This window comes from Lentzea sp. HUAS TT2 (genome assembly GCF_051853195.1).
Classification (GTDB): domain Bacteria; phylum Actinomycetota; class Actinomycetes; order Mycobacteriales; family Pseudonocardiaceae; genus Lentzea.
Window position 1 is genome coordinate 21666 of the sequence record NZ_CP196667.1, and the last position, 16838, is coordinate 38503.

Annotated in this window: 14 protein-coding genes; 7 read left to right on the forward strand and 7 right to left on the reverse strand. The window is 69.4% G+C overall.

Annotated elements, in window-relative coordinates; all coding sequences use genetic code 11:
• Position 1: 1 nt before the first annotated feature.
• A complete protein-coding gene (gene sufB, locus ACSHWB_RS00135; RefSeq protein ID WP_439660038.1) occupies positions 2 to 1456 on the reverse strand; it encodes a Fe-S cluster assembly protein SufB in 1455 nt (484 codons plus the stop codon).
• Complete coding sequence (locus ACSHWB_RS00140; RefSeq protein WP_439660039.1) at positions 1453 to 2154, reverse strand: helix-turn-helix transcriptional regulator; 702 nt, start codon at positions 2152 to 2154, stop codon at positions 1453 to 1455. Before ACSHWB_RS00140 ends, sufB begins: the two co-directional genes overlap by 4 nt.
• Positions 2155 to 2248: 94 nt before the next feature.
• Between ACSHWB_RS00140 and mptB the strand changes: the two genes are divergently transcribed.
• The 4 genes from mptB to ACSHWB_RS00160 all read left to right on the forward strand — a co-directional run bounded on the left by mptB (position 2249) and on the right by ACSHWB_RS00160 (position 8986).
• Entirely contained in the window at positions 2249 to 3796 is a 1548-nt protein-coding gene (mptB, locus tag ACSHWB_RS00145; protein WP_439660040.1) for a polyprenol phosphomannose-dependent alpha 1,6 mannosyltransferase MptB, read from the forward strand.
• Between the two features lie 75 nt (positions 3797 to 3871).
• Positions 3872 to 7528: a patatin-like protein gene (locus ACSHWB_RS00150; RefSeq protein WP_439660041.1), complete on the forward strand. Its 3657-nt coding sequence runs from the start codon at positions 3872 to 3874 to the stop codon at positions 7526 to 7528.
• A complete protein-coding gene (locus ACSHWB_RS00155) occupies positions 7525 to 8052 on the forward strand; it encodes a TetR/AcrR family transcriptional regulator (RefSeq protein ID WP_439660042.1) in 528 nt (175 codons plus the stop codon). Before ACSHWB_RS00150 ends, ACSHWB_RS00155 begins: the two co-directional genes overlap by 4 nt.
• A gap of 91 nt (positions 8053 to 8143) precedes the next feature.
• Positions 8144 to 8986 carry an oxidoreductase gene (locus ACSHWB_RS00160; protein ID WP_439660043.1) on the forward strand — a complete coding sequence of 281 codons (843 nt, stop codon included), beginning with the start codon at positions 8144 to 8146 and terminating at the stop codon, positions 8984 to 8986.
• 59 nt (positions 8987 to 9045) lie between these two features.
• On the opposite strand, the gene ACSHWB_RS00165 is transcribed toward ACSHWB_RS00160, so the two are convergent.
• Both ACSHWB_RS00165 and ACSHWB_RS00170 read right to left on the reverse strand, forming a co-directional pair.
• Positions 9046 to 11031, reverse strand: a complete 1986-nt coding sequence (locus ACSHWB_RS00165) for a glycosyltransferase (protein ID WP_439660044.1) — start codon at positions 11029 to 11031, stop codon at positions 9046 to 9048.
• The gene (locus ACSHWB_RS00170; protein WP_439660045.1) at positions 11028 to 11603 is read right to left on the reverse strand and encodes a DUF998 domain-containing protein; all 576 of its coding nucleotides are present in this window, start codon (positions 11601 to 11603) and stop codon (positions 11028 to 11030) included. Before ACSHWB_RS00170 ends, ACSHWB_RS00165 begins: the two co-directional genes overlap by 4 nt.
• Positions 11604 to 11804: 201 nt before the next feature.
• On the opposite strand from ACSHWB_RS00170, the gene ACSHWB_RS00175 reads away from it, so the two are divergent.
• From ACSHWB_RS00175 to ACSHWB_RS00185, 3 genes are read left to right on the forward strand one after another with little or no spacing between them, the layout of a single operon-like run.
• Positions 11805 to 12710 carry an ABC transporter ATP-binding protein gene (locus ACSHWB_RS00175; RefSeq protein ID WP_439664486.1) on the forward strand — a complete coding sequence of 302 codons (906 nt, stop codon included), beginning with the start codon at positions 11805 to 11807 and terminating at the stop codon, positions 12708 to 12710.
• Positions 12707 to 13465, forward strand: a complete 759-nt coding sequence (locus ACSHWB_RS00180; RefSeq protein WP_439660046.1) for an ABC transporter permease — start codon at positions 12707 to 12709, stop codon at positions 13463 to 13465. Before ACSHWB_RS00175 ends, ACSHWB_RS00180 begins: the two co-directional genes overlap by 4 nt.
• 20 nt (positions 13466 to 13485) lie before the next feature.
• Positions 13486 to 14403, forward strand: a complete 918-nt coding sequence (locus ACSHWB_RS00185) for a COX15/CtaA family protein (protein ID WP_439660047.1) — start codon at positions 13486 to 13488, stop codon at positions 14401 to 14403.
• Here ACSHWB_RS00185 and ACSHWB_RS00190 read toward each other — a convergent pair.
• The 3 genes from ACSHWB_RS00190 to ACSHWB_RS00200 form a co-directional block, all read right to left on the reverse strand.
• A complete protein-coding gene (locus ACSHWB_RS00190) occupies positions 14382 to 15485 on the reverse strand; it encodes an ankyrin repeat domain-containing protein (RefSeq protein ID WP_439660048.1) in 1104 nt (367 codons plus the stop codon). The two genes, ACSHWB_RS00185 and ACSHWB_RS00190, sit on opposite strands and share 22 nt — an antisense overlap.
• A 9-nt stretch (positions 15486 to 15494) precedes the next feature.
• Positions 15495 to 15959 (reverse strand): GbsR/MarR family transcriptional regulator, encoded by a 465-nt coding sequence (locus tag ACSHWB_RS00195; protein WP_439660049.1) that lies wholly within the window; start codon positions 15957 to 15959, stop codon positions 15495 to 15497.
• A gap of 181 nt (positions 15960 to 16140) precedes the next feature.
• Positions 16141 to 16707: a Uma2 family endonuclease gene (locus ACSHWB_RS00200; RefSeq protein WP_439660050.1), complete on the reverse strand. Its 567-nt coding sequence runs from the start codon at positions 16705 to 16707 to the stop codon at positions 16141 to 16143.
• Positions 16708 to 16838 lie beyond the last annotated feature (131 nt).

A 16838-nucleotide genomic window follows, 5' to 3' on the forward strand; every position in this document is an offset into this window, starting at 1 on the left:
GTCAGCCGACGGCCCCTTCCATCTGCAGTTCGATCAGGCGGTTCAGCTCGAGGGCGTACTCCATGGGGAGCTCGCGCGCGATGGGCTCGACGAACCCGCGCACGATCATCGCCATGGCCTCGTCCTCGTTGAGGCCGCGCGACATCAGGTAGAACAGCTGGTCCTCGGAGACCTTCGAGACCGTTGCCTCGTGACCCATCTGCACGTCGTCCTCGCGGACGTCGACGTACGGGTAGGTGTCCGAGCGGCTGATGGTGTCGACCAGCAGCGCGTCGCACTTCACCGTGGACTTCGAGTGGTGCGCCCGCTTGTTGACCTGGACCAGGCCGCGGTACGACGTGCGGCCACCGCCCCGCGCCACCGACTTCGAGATGATCGTCGAAGAGGTGTGCGGTGCCATGTGGACCATCTTGGCGCCGGCGTCCTGGTGCTGGCCCTCGCCCGCGAACGCGATCGAGAGGACCTCGCCCTTGGCGTGCTCGCCCATCAGGAAGACGGCCGGGTACTTCATGGTCACCTTGGAGCCGATGTTGCCGTCGACCCACTCCATGGTCGCGCCCTCTTCGGCCTTGGCGCGCTTGGTGACCAGGTTGTAGACGTTGTTCGACCAGTTCTGGATCGTCGTGTAGCGGCAGCGGCCGCCCTTCTTCACGATGATCTCGACCACGGCCGAGTGCAGCGAGTCCGAGGAGTAGATCGGCGCCGTGCAGCCCTCGACGTAGTGCACGTAGGCACCCTCGTCGACGATGATCAGCGTGCGCTCGAACTGGCCCATGTTCTCGGTGTTGATCCGGAAGTAGGCCTGCAGCGGGATGTCCACGTGGACACCCTTCGGCACGTAGATGAACGAGCCGCCGGACCACGTCGCGGCGTTGAGCGCCGAGAACTTGTTGTCACCCGCGGGGATGACCGAGCCGAAGTACTCCTTGAAGAGCTCCGGCTGCTCCTTCAGGGCCGTGTCGGTGTCCAGGAAGAGGACACCCTTCTCCTCCAGGTCCTCGCGGATCTGGTGGTAGACGACCTCGGACTCGTACTGGGCGGCGACACCCGCGACGAGGCGCTGCTTCTCGGCCTCCGGGATGCCCAGGCGGTCGTAGGTGTTCTTGATGTCCTCGGGCAGGTCCTCCCAGCTGGTGGCCTGCTTCTCGGTCGATCGCACGAAGTACTTGATCGAGTCGAAGTCGATCCCAGAGAGGTCAGCGCCCCAGCTCGGCATCGGCTTGAGGTCGAAGAGCTTGAGCGCCTTCAACCGGTACTCGAGCATCCACTCGGGCTCGTCCTTCTTCGCCGAGATGTCGCGGACGACGTCCTCGTTGATTCCTCGGCGGGCGCTCGCGCCGGCAACGTCGGAGTCGGCCCAGCCGAACTCGTAGTTGCCCAGAGACGCAATCGTCTCTTCCTGCGTGAGCGGAGACTGCACCGTGGTGGGCGTGCGCTGCTCGGCAGCGGCAGTCATGCGGGCTCCCCTCCATCATCTGGGATCCGTGAAATGTTCGGGATGTGCGTCGTGCACACGGCGTGGCCGCGGGCGATCGTCGCGAGGCGCTGCACGTGGGTACCGAGGAGGTTCGCGAACGTCTCCGTCTCGGTCTCGCACAGCTGGGGGAACTCGGCGGCAACGTGGGCGACCGGGCAGTGGTGCTGGCACAACTGCTCGCCCGTACCCACATTTCGCGCCGCCGCAGCGTAGCCCTCCCTGGTCAACGCGGTCGCAAGGGCCTTCGCCCGTTCGGCGGGCGTGACCTGGGCCACGATCGTCGAACGGTGACCGTCCACGAGTGCGTCGACACGACTTTGCGCGAAGGCGCGCACTGCCTCTTCCCCACCCGTCTGGGCGAGGAACCTGAGGGCGGCGACCGCGAGGTCGTCGTAGGCGTGGCCGAACCGGGCGCGTCCGGCGTCTGTCAGCAGGAAGAACTTCGCGGGACGGCCACGACCACGTTGGGTCTGCCGCGGTGCGTCCCTGGTCGTCGCCTCGCCGTCCGTCAGCATCGCGTCGATGTGACGGCGCACTGCCGTGGGGCTGATGCCCAGTTCCTCGGCAATGCTCGCCGCGGTGACCGGGCCCTGCTCCAGGAGGAGCCTGGCGACGGCACGCCGAGTCCTGCCGTCGTGCTGCGGCACGGCGTCAAGATGGGTCTCGGCGTTTTTCACAACACCAGTGTTGCGTATTTAGCCGGAGGTAGCAAAGATCGCGGTCACAGGGTGACCTGACTCACGGCTGAACGTGGCTCGATACTCTCCTGACATGTCCACGAACGGCGGAGCCATCACTCCGGAGAGCGACCTCTTGAACGGTCGGGAGCGTCGCCAGCTGGACATCGTCCGTCGCTGGGGCACCATCGGCGCGTTGCTGCTGACCGTCGGATCCCTGGGCGGCGGGGCCGCGCCCATCTACTCACCGCTCTACGGCGTGCCGGTCCTCGGGCTCTTCTCGAGGATGCCCAGTGTCGCGATGGGGGTCGTCTGGACCGGCATCTTCATGATCGTGTCGGCCTGGCTCGCGCTGGGCCGGTTCGTGAAGCCGGGGCGGCCGCGGCTGATCTCGCGCGGTCAGATGGACCGCACGCTGCTGATGTGGACCGTTCCTCTGGTCTTCTGCGTGCCGATGTTCTCCCGCGACGTGTACTCGTACCTGGCGCAGAGCGAGATCGCGGCGCGCGGGCTGGACCCGTACGAGCTGGGGCCCGCCAACGCGCTGGGCGTCGACCACGTGCTGACCCGCGGTGTGCCGAACATCTGGCGGGAGACGCCGGCGCCGTACGGGCCGCTGTTCCTCGCGTTCGGCCGGCTGACCGCGATGCTGACCGGCGACCACGTGGTGTCCGGCGTGTTCGTGCACCGGCTGCTGGTGCTGTGCGGCCTGGCGATGATCGTGTGGGCGCTGCCGCGGCTCGCGGCCCGGTTCGGGGTGCCGCCGGTCGGCGCGTTGTGGCTGGGTGCGCTGAACCCGCTGGTGCTGTTCCACATCGTCATCGGCGTGCACAACGACGGCCTGGCGCTCGGCCTGATGCTGGTCGGCCTGGAGCTCGCGATGCGCGGGCTGGAACCGTTGAAGTGGTCGTGGATCACCTTGGGCGCCGGGGTCATCGTGTGCGGGGCGATGGTGAAGATCCCCGCGATGGCCGCGCTGGGGTTCCTCGGCGTGATGGTGGCGCGCAAGCTCGGCGGGCAGTTCAAGCACCTGGCACTGGTGGCCGGGATCATGGCGGCGATAGCCGGGGTCGGGGTCGTGGCGATCTGCCTCGGCACCGGGTTCGGGTTCGGCTGGGTCGAGACGCTGAACGTCGCGTCGACCGTGAAGTCGTGGATGTCGCCGCCGACGGCCCTGGGCTTCCTGGGGGCCGGCACCGGCATCCTGCTCGGCCTCGGCAACCACACCGAGGCGATGATCTCGCTGACCAGGCTGCTCGGGCAGGGCCTGTACGTGGTGATCACGATCGTGCTGCTCTGGTACAGCTTCAAGGGCCGGATCAAGGCGATGAACGGCCTGGGCGCCGCTCTCGGCGCGATCCTGGTGCTCGGGCCGGTGCTGCAGCCCTGGTACGTGCTGTGGGCCGCGATCCCGCTGGCCACCGCGGTGGTCGGGCCGAAGTTCCGGATGTTCGCCATGGTGACGTCGGCGATCATCGCGATCATCCTGCCGCCGACCGGGTCCGCGTTCGACGGGCGCGCCTACACGGTGCCGCAGGCGGTCGCGGGCGCGGTGATCACGTTCGCGGTCTGCGTGCTGATCGCGCGCAAGCGGGTCGGGCCGTTCCTGAGGTCCGATCCCGCCGGCGGCGGACAGGTCTGACCGGACCGGTAACCCCGATCCTCCGGCGGACGACCTCCCTTCAGAGGAAGATCCACGCCGGAGGGGGTGGTGCGCATGACCGAGCAACCCATGTCGCGCGAAGAGGTCCGGTTCGCCGTCGTGCTCAACGGCGGTGTGAGCCTGGCCGTCTGGATGGGCGGCGTCGTGCTGGAGCTCGACCGGCTGACCAGGCCTGGGTCGGTCTACCAGCCCCTGCTCGACCTCGTCGGCTGCACGGCGAGAGCGGATGTCATCGCGGGCACGTCGGCGGGCGGCATCAACGGCGCCGCGCTGGCCTTGTCGCAGGTCAACAAGAAGGCCGACCTGACGAGGCTGCGGGACCTCTGGGCGGAGCAGGGGCGGATGGAACAGCTGCTGCGCACGCCGTTCCGCGGCCAGCCGGGCTCGCTGCTCAAGGGTGACGAGTTCTTCCTCCCCCGGCTGCAGGAGGCGCTGGCCAGGCTCACCGTGGACTTCGAGCCGACCGAGCGCGACGAACGGCCGATCGACCTGCGGATCACCACGACGCTGCTCGGCGGCGTCCCGGAGATCTCCTACGACGACCTGGGCCAGCCGCTGACCCAGTCGGTGCACCAGGGCTCGTTCTCGTTCCGCCGCGACCCCTACGCGTGGGTCTCCGAGGACACCCGCGACGACTTCACCCCCGCCACCCTCGACGACCGGGTGCTGCAGCTCGCGCTGGCGGCCAGGTCGAGTGCCAGCTTCCCGTTCGCGTTCGAGCCGAGCTTCATCCCGGTCGGCGGCCAGGCCACGCCGGGCCGCCCGGACATGGGGGACGTCGCGAGCTGGGCCAACGGCGACGACCGCAGCAGGTTCGCGGTCGACGGCGGCGTTCTCGTGAACACGCCGACGAAGGAAGCGCTGGAGGCCATCGACCGGATGCCCGCGGACGGGCCGGTGCGCCGCGTGATGCTGCTGGTCTTCCCGCACGCGGAGCCGCTGGGGTCAGAGCCGGTGGCCGACATGATCGACAGGAGCCTGACGACGGTCGGGTCCGGCGGCAAGCTGCTGGGTGCGATGTCCAGCCAGGCCAACAGGACCTACGTCGAGAAGATCGAGGAGCACAACCGGCGCGCCGCGAGCAGCAGGGGCGGCCGGATGTCGTTGCTGGAACGCCTGCACGCGGGCGGCGAGGACGTGGTCGGCGAGGTGTACTCGCTGGCGGACAAGCTCTTCGGCCACTACGAGGACATCGAGATCCGGCTGGCCGCGCGCCAGGTGACGGCGCAGCAGTTCTCACTGCCCAAGGGAAACCCGGCGAACTGGTCGTTCGAACGGGCGCGCCGGGCCGCGGAGACCGCGCAGCGCAAGTGGAAGAAGCTGCACGGCGTGCTGCCGTACGTGCCGGGCGTGAGGCTGCCGAGCGTCGTGTGCCGTGAGGACACGGGCTGGGAGTGGGGCATCACGATGGCCGAACGCCTTGGCGCGTCGGCACTCGACCTGCTCAAGCGGCTCGTGTGGGTCGTGGACGAACGGCAGGCCGAGGACATCGCCACGGTCCGCCGCGAGCTCCACCAGGTCCGCGCGGAGCTGCGCAGGCTGCGCACCGAGCTGTTCGACTGGAAGCCGTCCGACTCGCTCGGCGAGACCTACTGGACCGGCAGGCTCGCGAGCTACCACGAGCACATGATCGACGGGCATCTCGGCCTGGAGGTCAAGGCGCAGGTGGCCGAGATCGGCCGGATCGTCGGCGCGGCACGGCAGGTGCTGGGCGCGCTGGACGAGCACCGGCTGAAGCTCGGCGGGCTGGTCTGCTGGCACGCCCTGCTCGACCCGGCGGCCACCACGGCGGAGGCCGGGCTCGACGACGGCGAACGGTGGCTGAGCCGCCTGCTGGCACTGGAGGTCGCAGGCACGTGCCTGTCCGACGACGCCTCGACCGGGCTGGACACGGCGGTCGAGCTGGTGCAGGTGTCGCTGCAGACGCGCAATGCGTTCGCACAGCAGTCGATCACCGCCGACGACAAGGCCGGCGGTGCCTCGCTGTCGCGGTTCTCCGGGTTCCTCAAGCGGTCGTGGCGGGTCAACGACTGGATCTGGGGCAGGCTGGACGGCGCCACGATGCTGTGCCGGGTGCTGTTCGACCCGCGGCGGTTGCGGCGGATGGACACGCTCGGACGGCCCGAGGGTGACCAGCGCACGGCGGAGGAACGCGCCCAGGCCGTCGTCGACCAGGTCGTCGAGGCGATGTTCGGGCTGGAGCTGCCGATGCAGGTCGCCGTGTGCGCCGAGGAGGCCAAGAAGGAGCTCTGCGGCATCTACGAGACCGACAACGAGCTGTCGCCGTCGTCGATGAAGCTCGCCGAGCTGGCCGCGTGGGGCCTGCACTGGCGGATCATCTGCGAGGAGCTCCCCCGGCTGCGGGCCGCGATCATCGCCGACCGCGGTGACGGCGCGGACAAGCGGTCGCGCGGTGAGCTGTTCCTCGAGGAGCACGCGGACCTGTTGCGGCGCCTGGAATATCCCGAGGGCCACACGGTCACGCTCGGCATGAGCGCGTTGAACGCCTTCGACCGCGCGGGCATCGGCCGAGAGCCCCTCACACAGGAGGCTGCGTCGGACCAGATGATCCGCACGGCCGCCACCGCCGCGGCCGTGGCCGTCACGGTCGCCGACTCCGAACAGTCCGGCCTCGCCGCCGTGCGTCCGGTGACGCGGGTGGTGCGCGGTGCCGCGCTGCTGCCCTACTGGACGATCACCGGCCTGACCCGTGGCGGGAAACTGGCGCAGTTCCTGGGACTTCTCGGTCTCGCGGTCGGTGGCGCACTGGTCGTGATGGCCTTGTTCGGCATGCTGCCCCCGTGGGCGGCGGGTCCGGGCGCCGCGATCGGTGCGGCCAGCCTGCTCGCCGCTTTCGGTTACGCGGCACTGAGAAGCGGCACGATGCTGCACGGACTGGTGCTGCTCTCACCCGTGATCCCGTTGGTGGCCATAGCCGTCGAACGGATGCCGGACGACAGCGCGGAGCTCACCACCGGCACGATCACCGTGGCCGGCGTCGCGTTCGTCGTCGCGGCGCTGCTCGTCCTCGGCTCGCTGCCCGCCCCGATCCGCACGCCTCTCGCGGTGCTGGCCGACTTCCGTCCTTTGCAGATCATCGAACGCCGCTGGAAGCAGGCGGCGGTCGTGCTGGTGGTCTCGGCGATGGTCTGGTCGGTGTGGCGGTTCGCGCTGCACACCAAGCCGTGGCTGGTGATCCCCGCGTCGGTCCTCTGTGGAGCGTTCGGGATCTACATGGCACTGTCCGGCGGCAAGTCGCTGCAGCGCTGGCGCCGGGTCGAGGGCGTGTGGGGCACGGAACGCGCGGAGCCTCCCGCCGCGGCGACCGCGGGCTGGGCCGTGGTCTACGGCGTCGGTTACCTCGTGCTCGCCGACGTGCTGCTGGTCATCGGGCCGCGCGGGTGGGGCTGGCAGGCGGTGATCGGCACGGCGCTGGCGTTCGGCCTGACGTTGCTGCTGATCACGTCCTGGTACGTGCCGCGGATCGAGCGCCGCCGGATCCGCGAGCAGCTCGTCGACGAGGCGATCCCTGCCATCTACCCGGACGGCTCCGACGTCGCGGCGACCCTGCGCGAACGCCTGGAGGGGCACGCCTCGCTGTACCGGTTCATGGTCCAGGGCGAGGGCGAACACCCCGCGGAGCTCACCCTGACCCAGACCGGACTGCACGTCGCACAACGGATCGGGGAGAAGCTCGGGACACGCGGATGAGGGCTGACGCGACGCGCAACGTCGAAGCGGTGCTGCGGGCGGCCGCGCGGGTGTTCTCCGCGGACCCCCTGGCGCGGATCAGCGACGTCGCCATCGCGGCCGGCGTCGACAAGCGGACCGTCTACCGGCGCTTCGACTCCCGTGAGGACCTGCTGCTGGCGGTCTACCGCGCACGGCTGGACCGGCTCTCCGAGCTGATCGACGTGAGCTTCTCCGGCGACCTCGCGGTGCGCGACGCGCTGCTGACGTTCGCCGAGGGCGGCATCCGGCTCAGCCGCGACTGGCCCGTCGACATCCGCGCGGTGACCGACCAGGAGATCCAGCGGCGCCGCGCGGAGCTGGACGCGCGGATGGACGACTTCCTGGGCCGCACGGGCGTGATCGCGCCCGGTCTGCCCCCTGGCTGGGCGTTGCGGGTGCTGCAGACCCAGCTGCACACGGTCGCGCAGGAGATGCCCGCCCTGGAGCCCGGTCCGGCCGCCGCGCTCGTGATCGAGACGTTCCTGCACGGCGTCGGCGCCTGACCATGTGACCGAGGCCATTTCTGCTCCGGGCATTTTCGGACTGCCTTCAGCGTCTTAAGTGTCACAGAAAGTGACACTTAAGGAGCGGACGATGTCGAAGACGTGGCTCATCACCGGGGCGTCCCGGGGGTTCGGGCGCAGGCTGGTCGAGGCGGCTTCCTCTGCGGGTGATCGTGTCGTCGCGACGGCGCGGCGACCGGAACAGCTCTCGGACCTGGTGGAACGGTTCGGGGACCGGGTGCGGGCGGTCGCGCTGGACGTCACCGACCCGGAGGCGGCCCGTGGTGCCGTCTCCCAGGCCGTCGAGGCGTTCGGCACGCTCGACGTGGTCGTCAACAACGCCGGGTACGCCAACAGCGCGCCGATCGAGGAGATGGCCGAGGCCGACTTCCGGGCCCAGATCGAGGCGAACCTGTTCGGCGTGGTGAACGTGACCCGTGCGGCGCTGCCCGTGTTGCGGCGGCAGCGTTCCGGCACCTTCGTGCAGTTCTCGTCCGTCGGTGGCCGCGCGGGAGGCACGCCGGGCATGGGCGCCTATCAGACGGCGAAGTTCGCGGTGGAGGGCTTCTCCGAGGTGCTGGCGAACGAGGTGGCGCCGTTCGGAGTGCGGGTCGTGATCGTCGAGCCGGGCGCGTTCCGGACCGACTGGCAGGGTTCCTCGATGGTCCGCCACTCGGTCGGCGAGGACTACGAGGAGACCGTCGGGGCGATCAACCGGTTCCGCGACGAGACCGACGGGGTGCAGCCAGGGGATCCCGCCCGCGGGGCCGAGGTGATCCTCGACGTCGTCGCCTCGCCGGAGCCGCCGCGGCGCCTGGTGCTGGGTGCTGCCGCGGTCGAGACGGTGCTGGCGGCGGAGGCCGGGAGGAGTGCGGAGACGCGGAAGTGGGCCGAGGTCAGCGCGTCCGCGGACTTCCCCGCGGACGACCGCTGACCCCGGCACTGGCGGCCCGACGATTCCCCCGTCAGGCAGCGCCCCTCCCCACCTGAACCTCAGGCAGCCAGCGCGATGACCGGAACCGTCTGCCCCATCGCCCGCGCGTACAGCGCCTCGAACCGCTCCAGCGTCGTGGCCAGCGCGTGGTGCGAGATGATCTCGCTGCTGGCCGCGCCCATCCTGGCCCGCATCGGCTCGTCGTGCACGAGCGTGTGCAGGCGCTGGGCCAGCTGGTTCACGTCGCCGGGCTCGAACAGCCAGCCGTTGCGGCCGTGGTGCACGAGGTGCGGCAGCGCCATGGCGTTCGCGGCGATCACCGGCTTGCCCGCGGCCATCGCCTCCATCGTCGCGAGGCTCTGCAGTTCGGCGACGCCGGGCATGACGAACAGGTCGGCGCGGGCGTAGGCGTCGAGCAGGTCGTCCTCGGAGACGAAGCCGTGGAAGCGGACGCGGTCGGTGATTTCCAGGTCGCGGGCCAGCAGCTCCCACTCGGCCTTGCAGGTGCCGTCGCCGACGATCTCGCCGAACGCGCCGGGCACACGGGCCAGGGCGCGCAGGAACTCGTCGACGCGCTTCTCCTCGTCCAGGCGTCCCACGAACAGCGCGGTCGGCCGGTCGTTGTGGGTGACCTCGCGCTGGTAGCGGGCGATGTCGATGCCGCACGAGACGGGCACCGCGCGTTCGGGGAAACCGCTGTCGTGCAACAGCTGCACGGCGCGCGGGGTCGGCGCGGTCACGACGTCGGCGCGGTCGAAGACGCGGGCCAGGTCGCGGTAGGCGAGCTTGCGGGCCCAGCCCTGCAGGAACGCGGGCACGTGGGCGTGGCTGAAGAGGTTCTCCGGCATGAAGTGGTTCGTGGCGAGCGTCGGGATGCCCTGGGCGACGGCGGAGTTCAGGACGAACCGGCCGACCACGAAGTGCGCCTGGACGTGCACGACGTCCGGGTTGAGCGACTTCACCAGCGCGTCGGCCTCCTTGGAGGCCTGCCACGGCAGGCAGAAGCGGAAGTCCGGGTAGAACGGGAGCCGGTGCGAGCGCAGCCGGTGCACCGTCACACCGGGGATCTCCGCGGCCCTGGGCGAGTCCGGGGCGATGACGTGGACGTCGTGGCCGTTCTCGGCGAGACCGACCGCCAGACGCTGCGCGAAGCGCGCGGCACCGTTGACGTCCGGCGGGAACGTGTCCGCGGCGATGACGACGCGAAGCGCGCTGGAGGTGTTCACGAGTGGCTCCGTTCGGATGTTTTCACGAGGTTGACGAGCAAGTGCGAACACGCCGCTAACGGCGGCGAGAGCGCAGGCGAACAGCGCGACACCGGTCAAAGGAGACAAATGCGCTGCCTCGCCGAGCAGGAAGGCGCCGAGGCCGACCGCGACCAGCGGGTCCACCACGGTCAGGCAGGCGACGGCGAGATGAGGAGGTCCGCCGGCGTAGGCGTGCTGAACCAGCCAGCCTCCGACGGCGAGTGAGAGGGCGATGCCGAGCACCGACGCGAGGTGCGAGAGCCCGAAACCGCCTTGCTGCACTGACTGCGAGACAGCGCGCATCAGCACGGACACGTATCCGTACGCGACGCCACCAGCAGATGCGAAGGCCACGGCACGAACGCGCGCGTTCGTCGTGACGGCAGCGATCACGCCCGGCACTGCGATCAGGCCGAGGGTCACAAGTCCGGCCGTGAGTTCGGCGTCCGGCACGACCTTGGTCGCGGTCGCGCTGCCCGAGGCGAGCAACACGAACACACCCACGCCCACGGTCGTGAGCAGGATCGCCGGCATCTCGCGGAAACGGCGGTCCATCAACGCGGTCATGCCGATCGCGAGCACTCCGATCGGCTGCACGACGGTCAGCGGCGCCATGCCGAGCGCGGCCGCGTGCACCCCGGCACCGCCGACGAGCAGCGCGAACCCGGCGAGCCACCGAGGCTGCCGCAGGACGCTCGCCCTGGCGCCGGTCTCGGCGATCGCGTCGTGTTGCAGGCGGGCCGCGAGGGCGAAGCACACGGCACCGAACACGGCGAGCGTGATGGCGATCATGGTCATGAGGTGCGCCTCACCTGTAGTGCCGCGATGGCGAAAAGGAGTCCGTAAAGGGATGCGAACAAAACGCGTTCCGTAAGTCCGCGCGCCTCGAAACCGGCGAAGGAAACGTGGCTGACCAAAAACGCCGCACTCGACACGCTCGCCGTTATTGCGACACCGAGCAGAGCAGGAAATTTGCGGGCGATGAGCACTCCCGCCGCGGGCAGAGCCAGGAACATGACCGCGCCGGCGTACCGGTGGACGTAGCCGGACAACGACGTCGGCGCTCCCGTCGGATCGGTCGGGAAGATCGTCGACACGGTCAGACCCGCCGACCAGATGCCGATCAGCCACTGCGCTGACCTGCCTACACCCCGCAGGTTTACGGCGAGCAACGCCGAGACGGCCGCGAGGCTAAGAGAAGTCGCCGCGAGCCAGCCCGTGCCGTTGTCCACGAACACGTAGTCGCTGATCACGTCCGAGACGGGGTTCAGCTGACCCGCCGACACGACGTGCAGGTAGAAAATCGGAACCAGTGAGAACACCAGTCCCCCGACCACCAGGCCCCGTCTTTTCTCCCCCGCTTCGATCACGAGAAAAGTCTCTGGCGAACGGGGTGATCAACCAATGGGGAACTCCCCCGAGGGGACCCTGAGGTGTCCCTGAGTCGCAGGGGTAGGGCTAGCCCCACCTTTTTCAGCCCCGCTTCAGGAATGGGCCGAATGACCCAGCTGCGTGAGGATCGGCCCGACCGCCTAGGCTGCGTGCTCGTGAGCCCGAATCCCCAGCCTGCGGTGGAAGTGTCGGGGCTGGTCAAGAGATACGGCTCGAAGACCGCCGTCGACGGCCTCGACCTCGTTCAGCAGCCCGGCACCGTTCTCGCCCTGCTCGGGCCCAACGGCGCGGGCAAGACGACGACCGTCGAGATCTGCGAGGGATTCCGCACGGCCGACGACGGTTCGGTGCGCGTGCTCGGGCTCGCCGCCGGTTCCGAGGCGCTGCGGCCCCGCATCGGCGTGATGCCCCAGGGCGGTGGCGGTTATCCCGGCATCCGCGCCGAGGAGATGCTGAACCTCGTGGCCGCGTGCGCCGCCGATCCGCTCGATCCGAAGTGGCTGATCGAGGTTCTGGGGCTCGGTGGCGCGGTCCGCACCCCCTACAAGCGACTGTCCGGCGGCCAGCAGCAGCGGTTGTCCCTCGCGTGCGCGTTGATCGGACGCCCTGAGCTCGTGTTCCTGGACGAGCCGACCGCGGGCATGGACCCGCAGGCCCGCCGTCTGGTGTGGGACCTCGTGCGGGCTCTACGCGAAGACGGCGTGAGCGTGCTGCTCACGACACACCTCATGGACGAGGCCGAGGCGCTGGCCGACGACGTCGTGATCATCGACGAGGGCCGCGTGGTCGCGCAGGGCACGCCCGCGGAGCTGACCGCGAACCGGCCGGACGACCAGCAGCTGCGCTTCCGCGCCCGGCCCGGTCTCGACCTCACGTTGCTGTCCGCCGCACTGCCCGAGGGCCTGAAGGTGCGCGAGGCGACCAAGGGCGCGTACGTCGTGGAGGGCATGATCGACCCGCAGGTCGTCTCCACCGTCACGTCGTGGTGCGCGCAGCAGGGCGTGCTGGCCGAGGAGCTGACCGTGGCCAAGCGCAGCCTCGAAGACGTTTTCCTGGAGCTGACCGGCAGGGAGCTGCGCTCGTGACCACCTTCGCTCCCGGCACGTTCAAGCCCGCACCCGGCCGCGGTTCGTTGCCGCGCATGCTCTTCGTGCACGCGCGCACCGAGGCGACGCTGACGTTGCGCAACGGCGAGCAGATCCTGCTGACCGTGATCATCCCGCTGGCGTTGCTGGTGGCTCTCAGCCTGATGTCGGTGATCCCGATGCCCGAGCCGCGCGTCGGTTCGGCCACGGCGCGGATCTTCGCGCTGGCGATCATCTCGTCGGCGTTCACCGGACAGGCGATCGCACTCGGGTTCGACCGGCGTTATGGCGTGCTGAAGCGGCTTTCGGCCTCGGCGCTGCCCCGGTGGCTGCTCGTCGCCGGACGGATCTGCGGCGCGCTGGTCGTGGTGGCCCTGCAGATCCTGCTGCTCGCGGTCACGGCGTTGTTCCTGGGCTGGCGCTTCCCGCTGGCCGGGCTGCCGTGGGTGGTGCTGCTGATCGTGCTGGGCACGCTGACGTTCGGCGCGCTGGGTGTGCTGCTGGGCGGTGCGCTGCGGGCCGAGATCGTGCTGGCGCTGGCGAACATCATCTGGTTCGTGCTGCTGATGGTCGGCGGCGTGGCCCTGTCAGTACCGGTCGGGTTCGTGCACCTGCTGCCGTCCGCCGCTTTGGCCCAGGCGCTGGAAACTTCTGTGGTGCACGGCACCGCTCCGGGTGTGGGCCCGGTCGCAGTGCTCGTGGCCTGGGGCGTTGTCGCGGGCGCTCTGGCTACCCGGACGACTCGCCTCACCTGACGCGGCCTACCATCGTCGGCGTGTCTCGATTGACCGCTTTCCTCGTTCCTTTGCAACGCGCCCTTGCGATTGCCGCCATCATCGCGCAGGGCGGCATCGCGGTCACCGGGTCCATCGTGCGCGTCACCGGCTCCGGGCTCGGCTGCCCGACGTGGCCCGAGTGCGTGCCGGGCAGCATCATCCCGGTCGAGCACCCGGACGTCGCCGCGCTGCACCAGTGGGTCGAGTTCGGCAACCGGACGCTCTTCGGCGTCATCGGCATCATCACCGGCCTGTGCCTGGTCGCCGCATGGCTGAACAAGCCGCGCCGCAAGCGCGTCGTCTGGCTCGCCGCCGCCCAGGTCGCCGGTGTGCTCGCGCAGGCCGTTATCGGCGGCGCGACCGTCCGCCTCGGACTGGTGTGGTGGAGCGTGTCGGTCCACTTCATGGTCTCGATGGTGCTGGTGTGGTTCGCCGTGCTGCTCCTGCGTTCGCTGAGCGAGGGCGACGGCCCCGCCCGTTGGCTCGTGCCGGCCGGGGCGCGCGGGCTGCAGATCGTCATGGCGGTCGTCATGTACGCGCTGCTGATCGCGGGCACGTTCGTCACCGCCGCCGGCCCGCACGCGGGCGACTCGAAGACCCCACGCCTGGACGTGCCGGTGCCGACGCTGGCCCAGATCCACGCCGACCTGCTGTTCCTGTTCCTGGGCATGCTGATCGCGATGGGCTTCTTCGTGCGCACGAAGCCCTACTGGGTTCTGATCGGCGTTGTCGTCGCCCAGGGTGCGCTGGGCATGGTCCAGTACTTCACCGGGGTGCCCGAGGTGCTCGTGTCGCTGCACGTGCTGGGTGCCGGCGCGGTCGTCGTCGCCACGGCGATGCTGTGGACGTCGTCACGCGAACGCACGCACGAGGTCGAGCTTCCGGCCTCCGAGGATCAGGCGCTCAGCAAGGCCTGAGCCTCTCCCTGGTCGTTGTGGCCGGCCCAGTTCGCCGGTGTCGCCTCGAAGTTCACGTCGGTGATGGTCCTGTCGGCTCCCGCGTCGAGCAGGATCCGGATGACCTTCAGGTGGCCGCGTTCAGCCGCCAGGTGCAGCGCCGTGACGCCCTCGCCGTGCATCGGCCCGCCGAAACCCGTGCGCTGGTTGGGGTTCGCGCCCAGGTCGAGCAACGTGCGGGTGGTGTTCTCCAGCCCGCACCACGCCGCCCACGCGAGCGCCGTGCCGCGGTAGACGTCCGCGTCGATCCTGGCACCGCGCTTGAGCAGGTCGCCGAGGATCTCGGTGCGGTCGTTGCGGGCGGCCCACGACAAGGCCTCGTCGAGGACCTCCTGCGGGTCGTTCGTCGGCCACCAGCGCGGGAAACCGCTGTGGGGCCGGTAATAGCCTCTTCTCGCCTCGGGTTCGGTGGCGAGATCGAGGTTTCCGAGGCCCGCCGCCGTGCGCAGGTTCGGCGGGTGGACCCCGTGCCGTGCCAGGAGTTCGGCGGTCTCCCTGTTCCCCCAGAACAACGCGACCGTGAGCGGCGTGCCGCCCTCGCCCCGTGCGTCCAGATCCGTGCGGGCACCCTTGGCGAGCAGCAGTTCCGCGAGGTCAGGCAGGTTCGCGTAGGCCGCCTGGTGCAACGCCGTCCAGCCGTGGACGTTCTGGTGGTCGATGTCCGCGCCGTCGTTGAGCAGCACCTCGACCAGACGTTCGTCGCACTTGGCCGTGGCGAGCCCGAGCAGGTCGTTGCCGTTGGTACCGCTGGCCTTCACGAGCCACGGGTCGCGCGTGATGATCGCCTTGAGCTCACCGGGGTTCTGCATCTCGATGGCCTGGTAGGCACGCGCGAACGGCCGGGGCTTGCGGATGTTGGCCTTGAGCGCCTTCCAGTCCTGACACCCGTGGGCCTGCGCGAGCACGCTGTGCGCACCCTCGTCCGTCAGCGGCACGTCGTCGAAGACCGCCAGCGCACCCGGCACGCCGTCCCACGCGGAGGCCAGCAGTCCCCTGGCCCGCTCCTCGTAGTACTCGATGTCGTCGCGAAACGGGTGCCACATGGCACCACGCTACTTCGGCGAGGCGGGCCTGCGCTCCCACAATGCCGGGAGTTCCTCCGAGAGCCAACCGTAGAGGTTGTCGACGGTCCGCAGCCGCATCGACCGCTCCGGATCACCGCTGAGCAACCGCATGCCGTCGTCGGTGAGGACCTGGACGCTGGCGATCGCGTCGAACTTGCGCTGGATGAAGTCCGTCCAGGCCTTCTCGTTGATCCGGTACTCGGCTGCCTGCCGGCCACGCCGGGTCCGCTTGGTCACCAGGCCGACGTTGACCAGGTACTTCAGGTTCGTGCTGATCGACCCGCTGCTGGCCTCGAGCTCCTGCGAGAGCTCGGCCGCGGTGCGCTCGACCGGCTGGCACACCAGCAGGTAACCGAGGATGCGGCCGCCGATCAGCGGGATGCCCTCCTCGGCGAAGTGGGCCGCGAACCGCTCGATCCAGGCGGACAGGCGGGTCTCGCGTCCGACGCTCATCTGTGGCCCTCCCAGGCGAACACACTGCTTTCGGTCAACACTGAAGTCATCGTAGCGATCTTGTCAACGCTGGCGGCCGGGAGGCGTCGGATTGGTTGTCAGGGGCATGCGAAAAAGCTGGAAGGCGAGTGCCTTCCAGCTTTCGTTTCAGCTCAGAAAGGGATCCAGGAGGCCGATCAGTTCAACGACGGCCCCGAGTCAGATCAGCCGGGTCGAACGTCACCGACACCGTGCTGGTGATCGCCACTGTTCCTGCCGCACCGGAAGTCAGCGTCGCCACCAACGAGTAGGCGCCCTCGTCCAGCTCGTAGCAGTAGATGGTCGGATCGACGACACCGACCATCTCCACGCGCCAGTAGCGTTCCACGCCTGCAGCCGCGAACGCCGCGGGCTTCTCCAGCCTGTCGTTCTTCTTCGTGGACGGACTGACCACCTCGACGACCAGCGTCACGTCCCGGACATCGACCGAGCCCGCGTCGATGAATTCCGACGTCACGACCACATCAGGGATGTAGCCGAGAGTTCTGTTCAGGCGGACCGCGATCGCGGTCAACGCTTCCATGCCCTCGCGCGCGACAGCCGCGTCGAGAAGGGTCTGGAGCCGGTCAGCTACCCGCTGGTGCCTCATCGCAGGCGCGGCGTTCACGACGAACCGCCCGTCGACCAACTCGATGCGACGGCCCTCTTGGGGGTCAAGACTCTCCCAGTCGTCCAGGGTGTAGCCGTCCAGACGCCGCGCGGTGGTCATTGCCTCACCCCTTGACTGGCTCTCTGACTCCGGTCGACCCACAGTTTCAGTGTGGCACGTGCGTCCGCCATTGCCACGGCAACGACGAGACCCACGAGAACTGACGCTAGAAGGCAGAAGCCTTCCAACGC

Bases quoted from the DNA above. Each gene is read 5' to 3' on its own strand.
- ACSHWB_RS00200 (WP_439660050.1), bottom strand. From the start codon at position 16,707: ATGACCACCGCGCGGCGTCTGGACGGCTACACCCTGGACGACTGGGAG.
- mptB (WP_439660040.1), top strand. From the start codon at position 2,249: ATGTCCACGAACGGCGGAGCCATCACTCCGGAGAGCGACCTCTTGAAC.
- sufB (WP_439660038.1), bottom strand. From the start codon at position 1,456: ATGACTGCCGCTGCCGAGCAGCGCACGCCCACCACGGTGCAGTCTCCG.
- ACSHWB_RS00155 (WP_439660042.1), top strand. From the start codon at position 7,525: ATGAGGGCTGACGCGACGCGCAACGTCGAAGCGGTGCTGCGGGCGGCC.
- ACSHWB_RS00150 (WP_439660041.1), top strand. From the start codon at position 3,872: ATGACCGAGCAACCCATGTCGCGCGAAGAGGTCCGGTTCGCCGTCGTG.
- ACSHWB_RS00165 (WP_439660044.1), bottom strand. From the start codon at position 11,031: ATGACCATGATCGCCATCACGCTCGCCGTGTTCGGTGCCGTGTGCTTC.
- ACSHWB_RS00160 (WP_439660043.1), top strand. From the start codon at position 8,144: ATGTCGAAGACGTGGCTCATCACCGGGGCGTCCCGGGGGTTCGGGCGC.
- ACSHWB_RS00190 (WP_439660048.1), bottom strand. From the start codon at position 15,485: ATGTGGCACCCGTTTCGCGACGACATCGAGTACTACGAGGAGCGGGCC.
- ACSHWB_RS00195 (WP_439660049.1), bottom strand. From the start codon at position 15,959: ATGAGCGTCGGACGCGAGACCCGCCTGTCCGCCTGGATCGAGCGGTTC.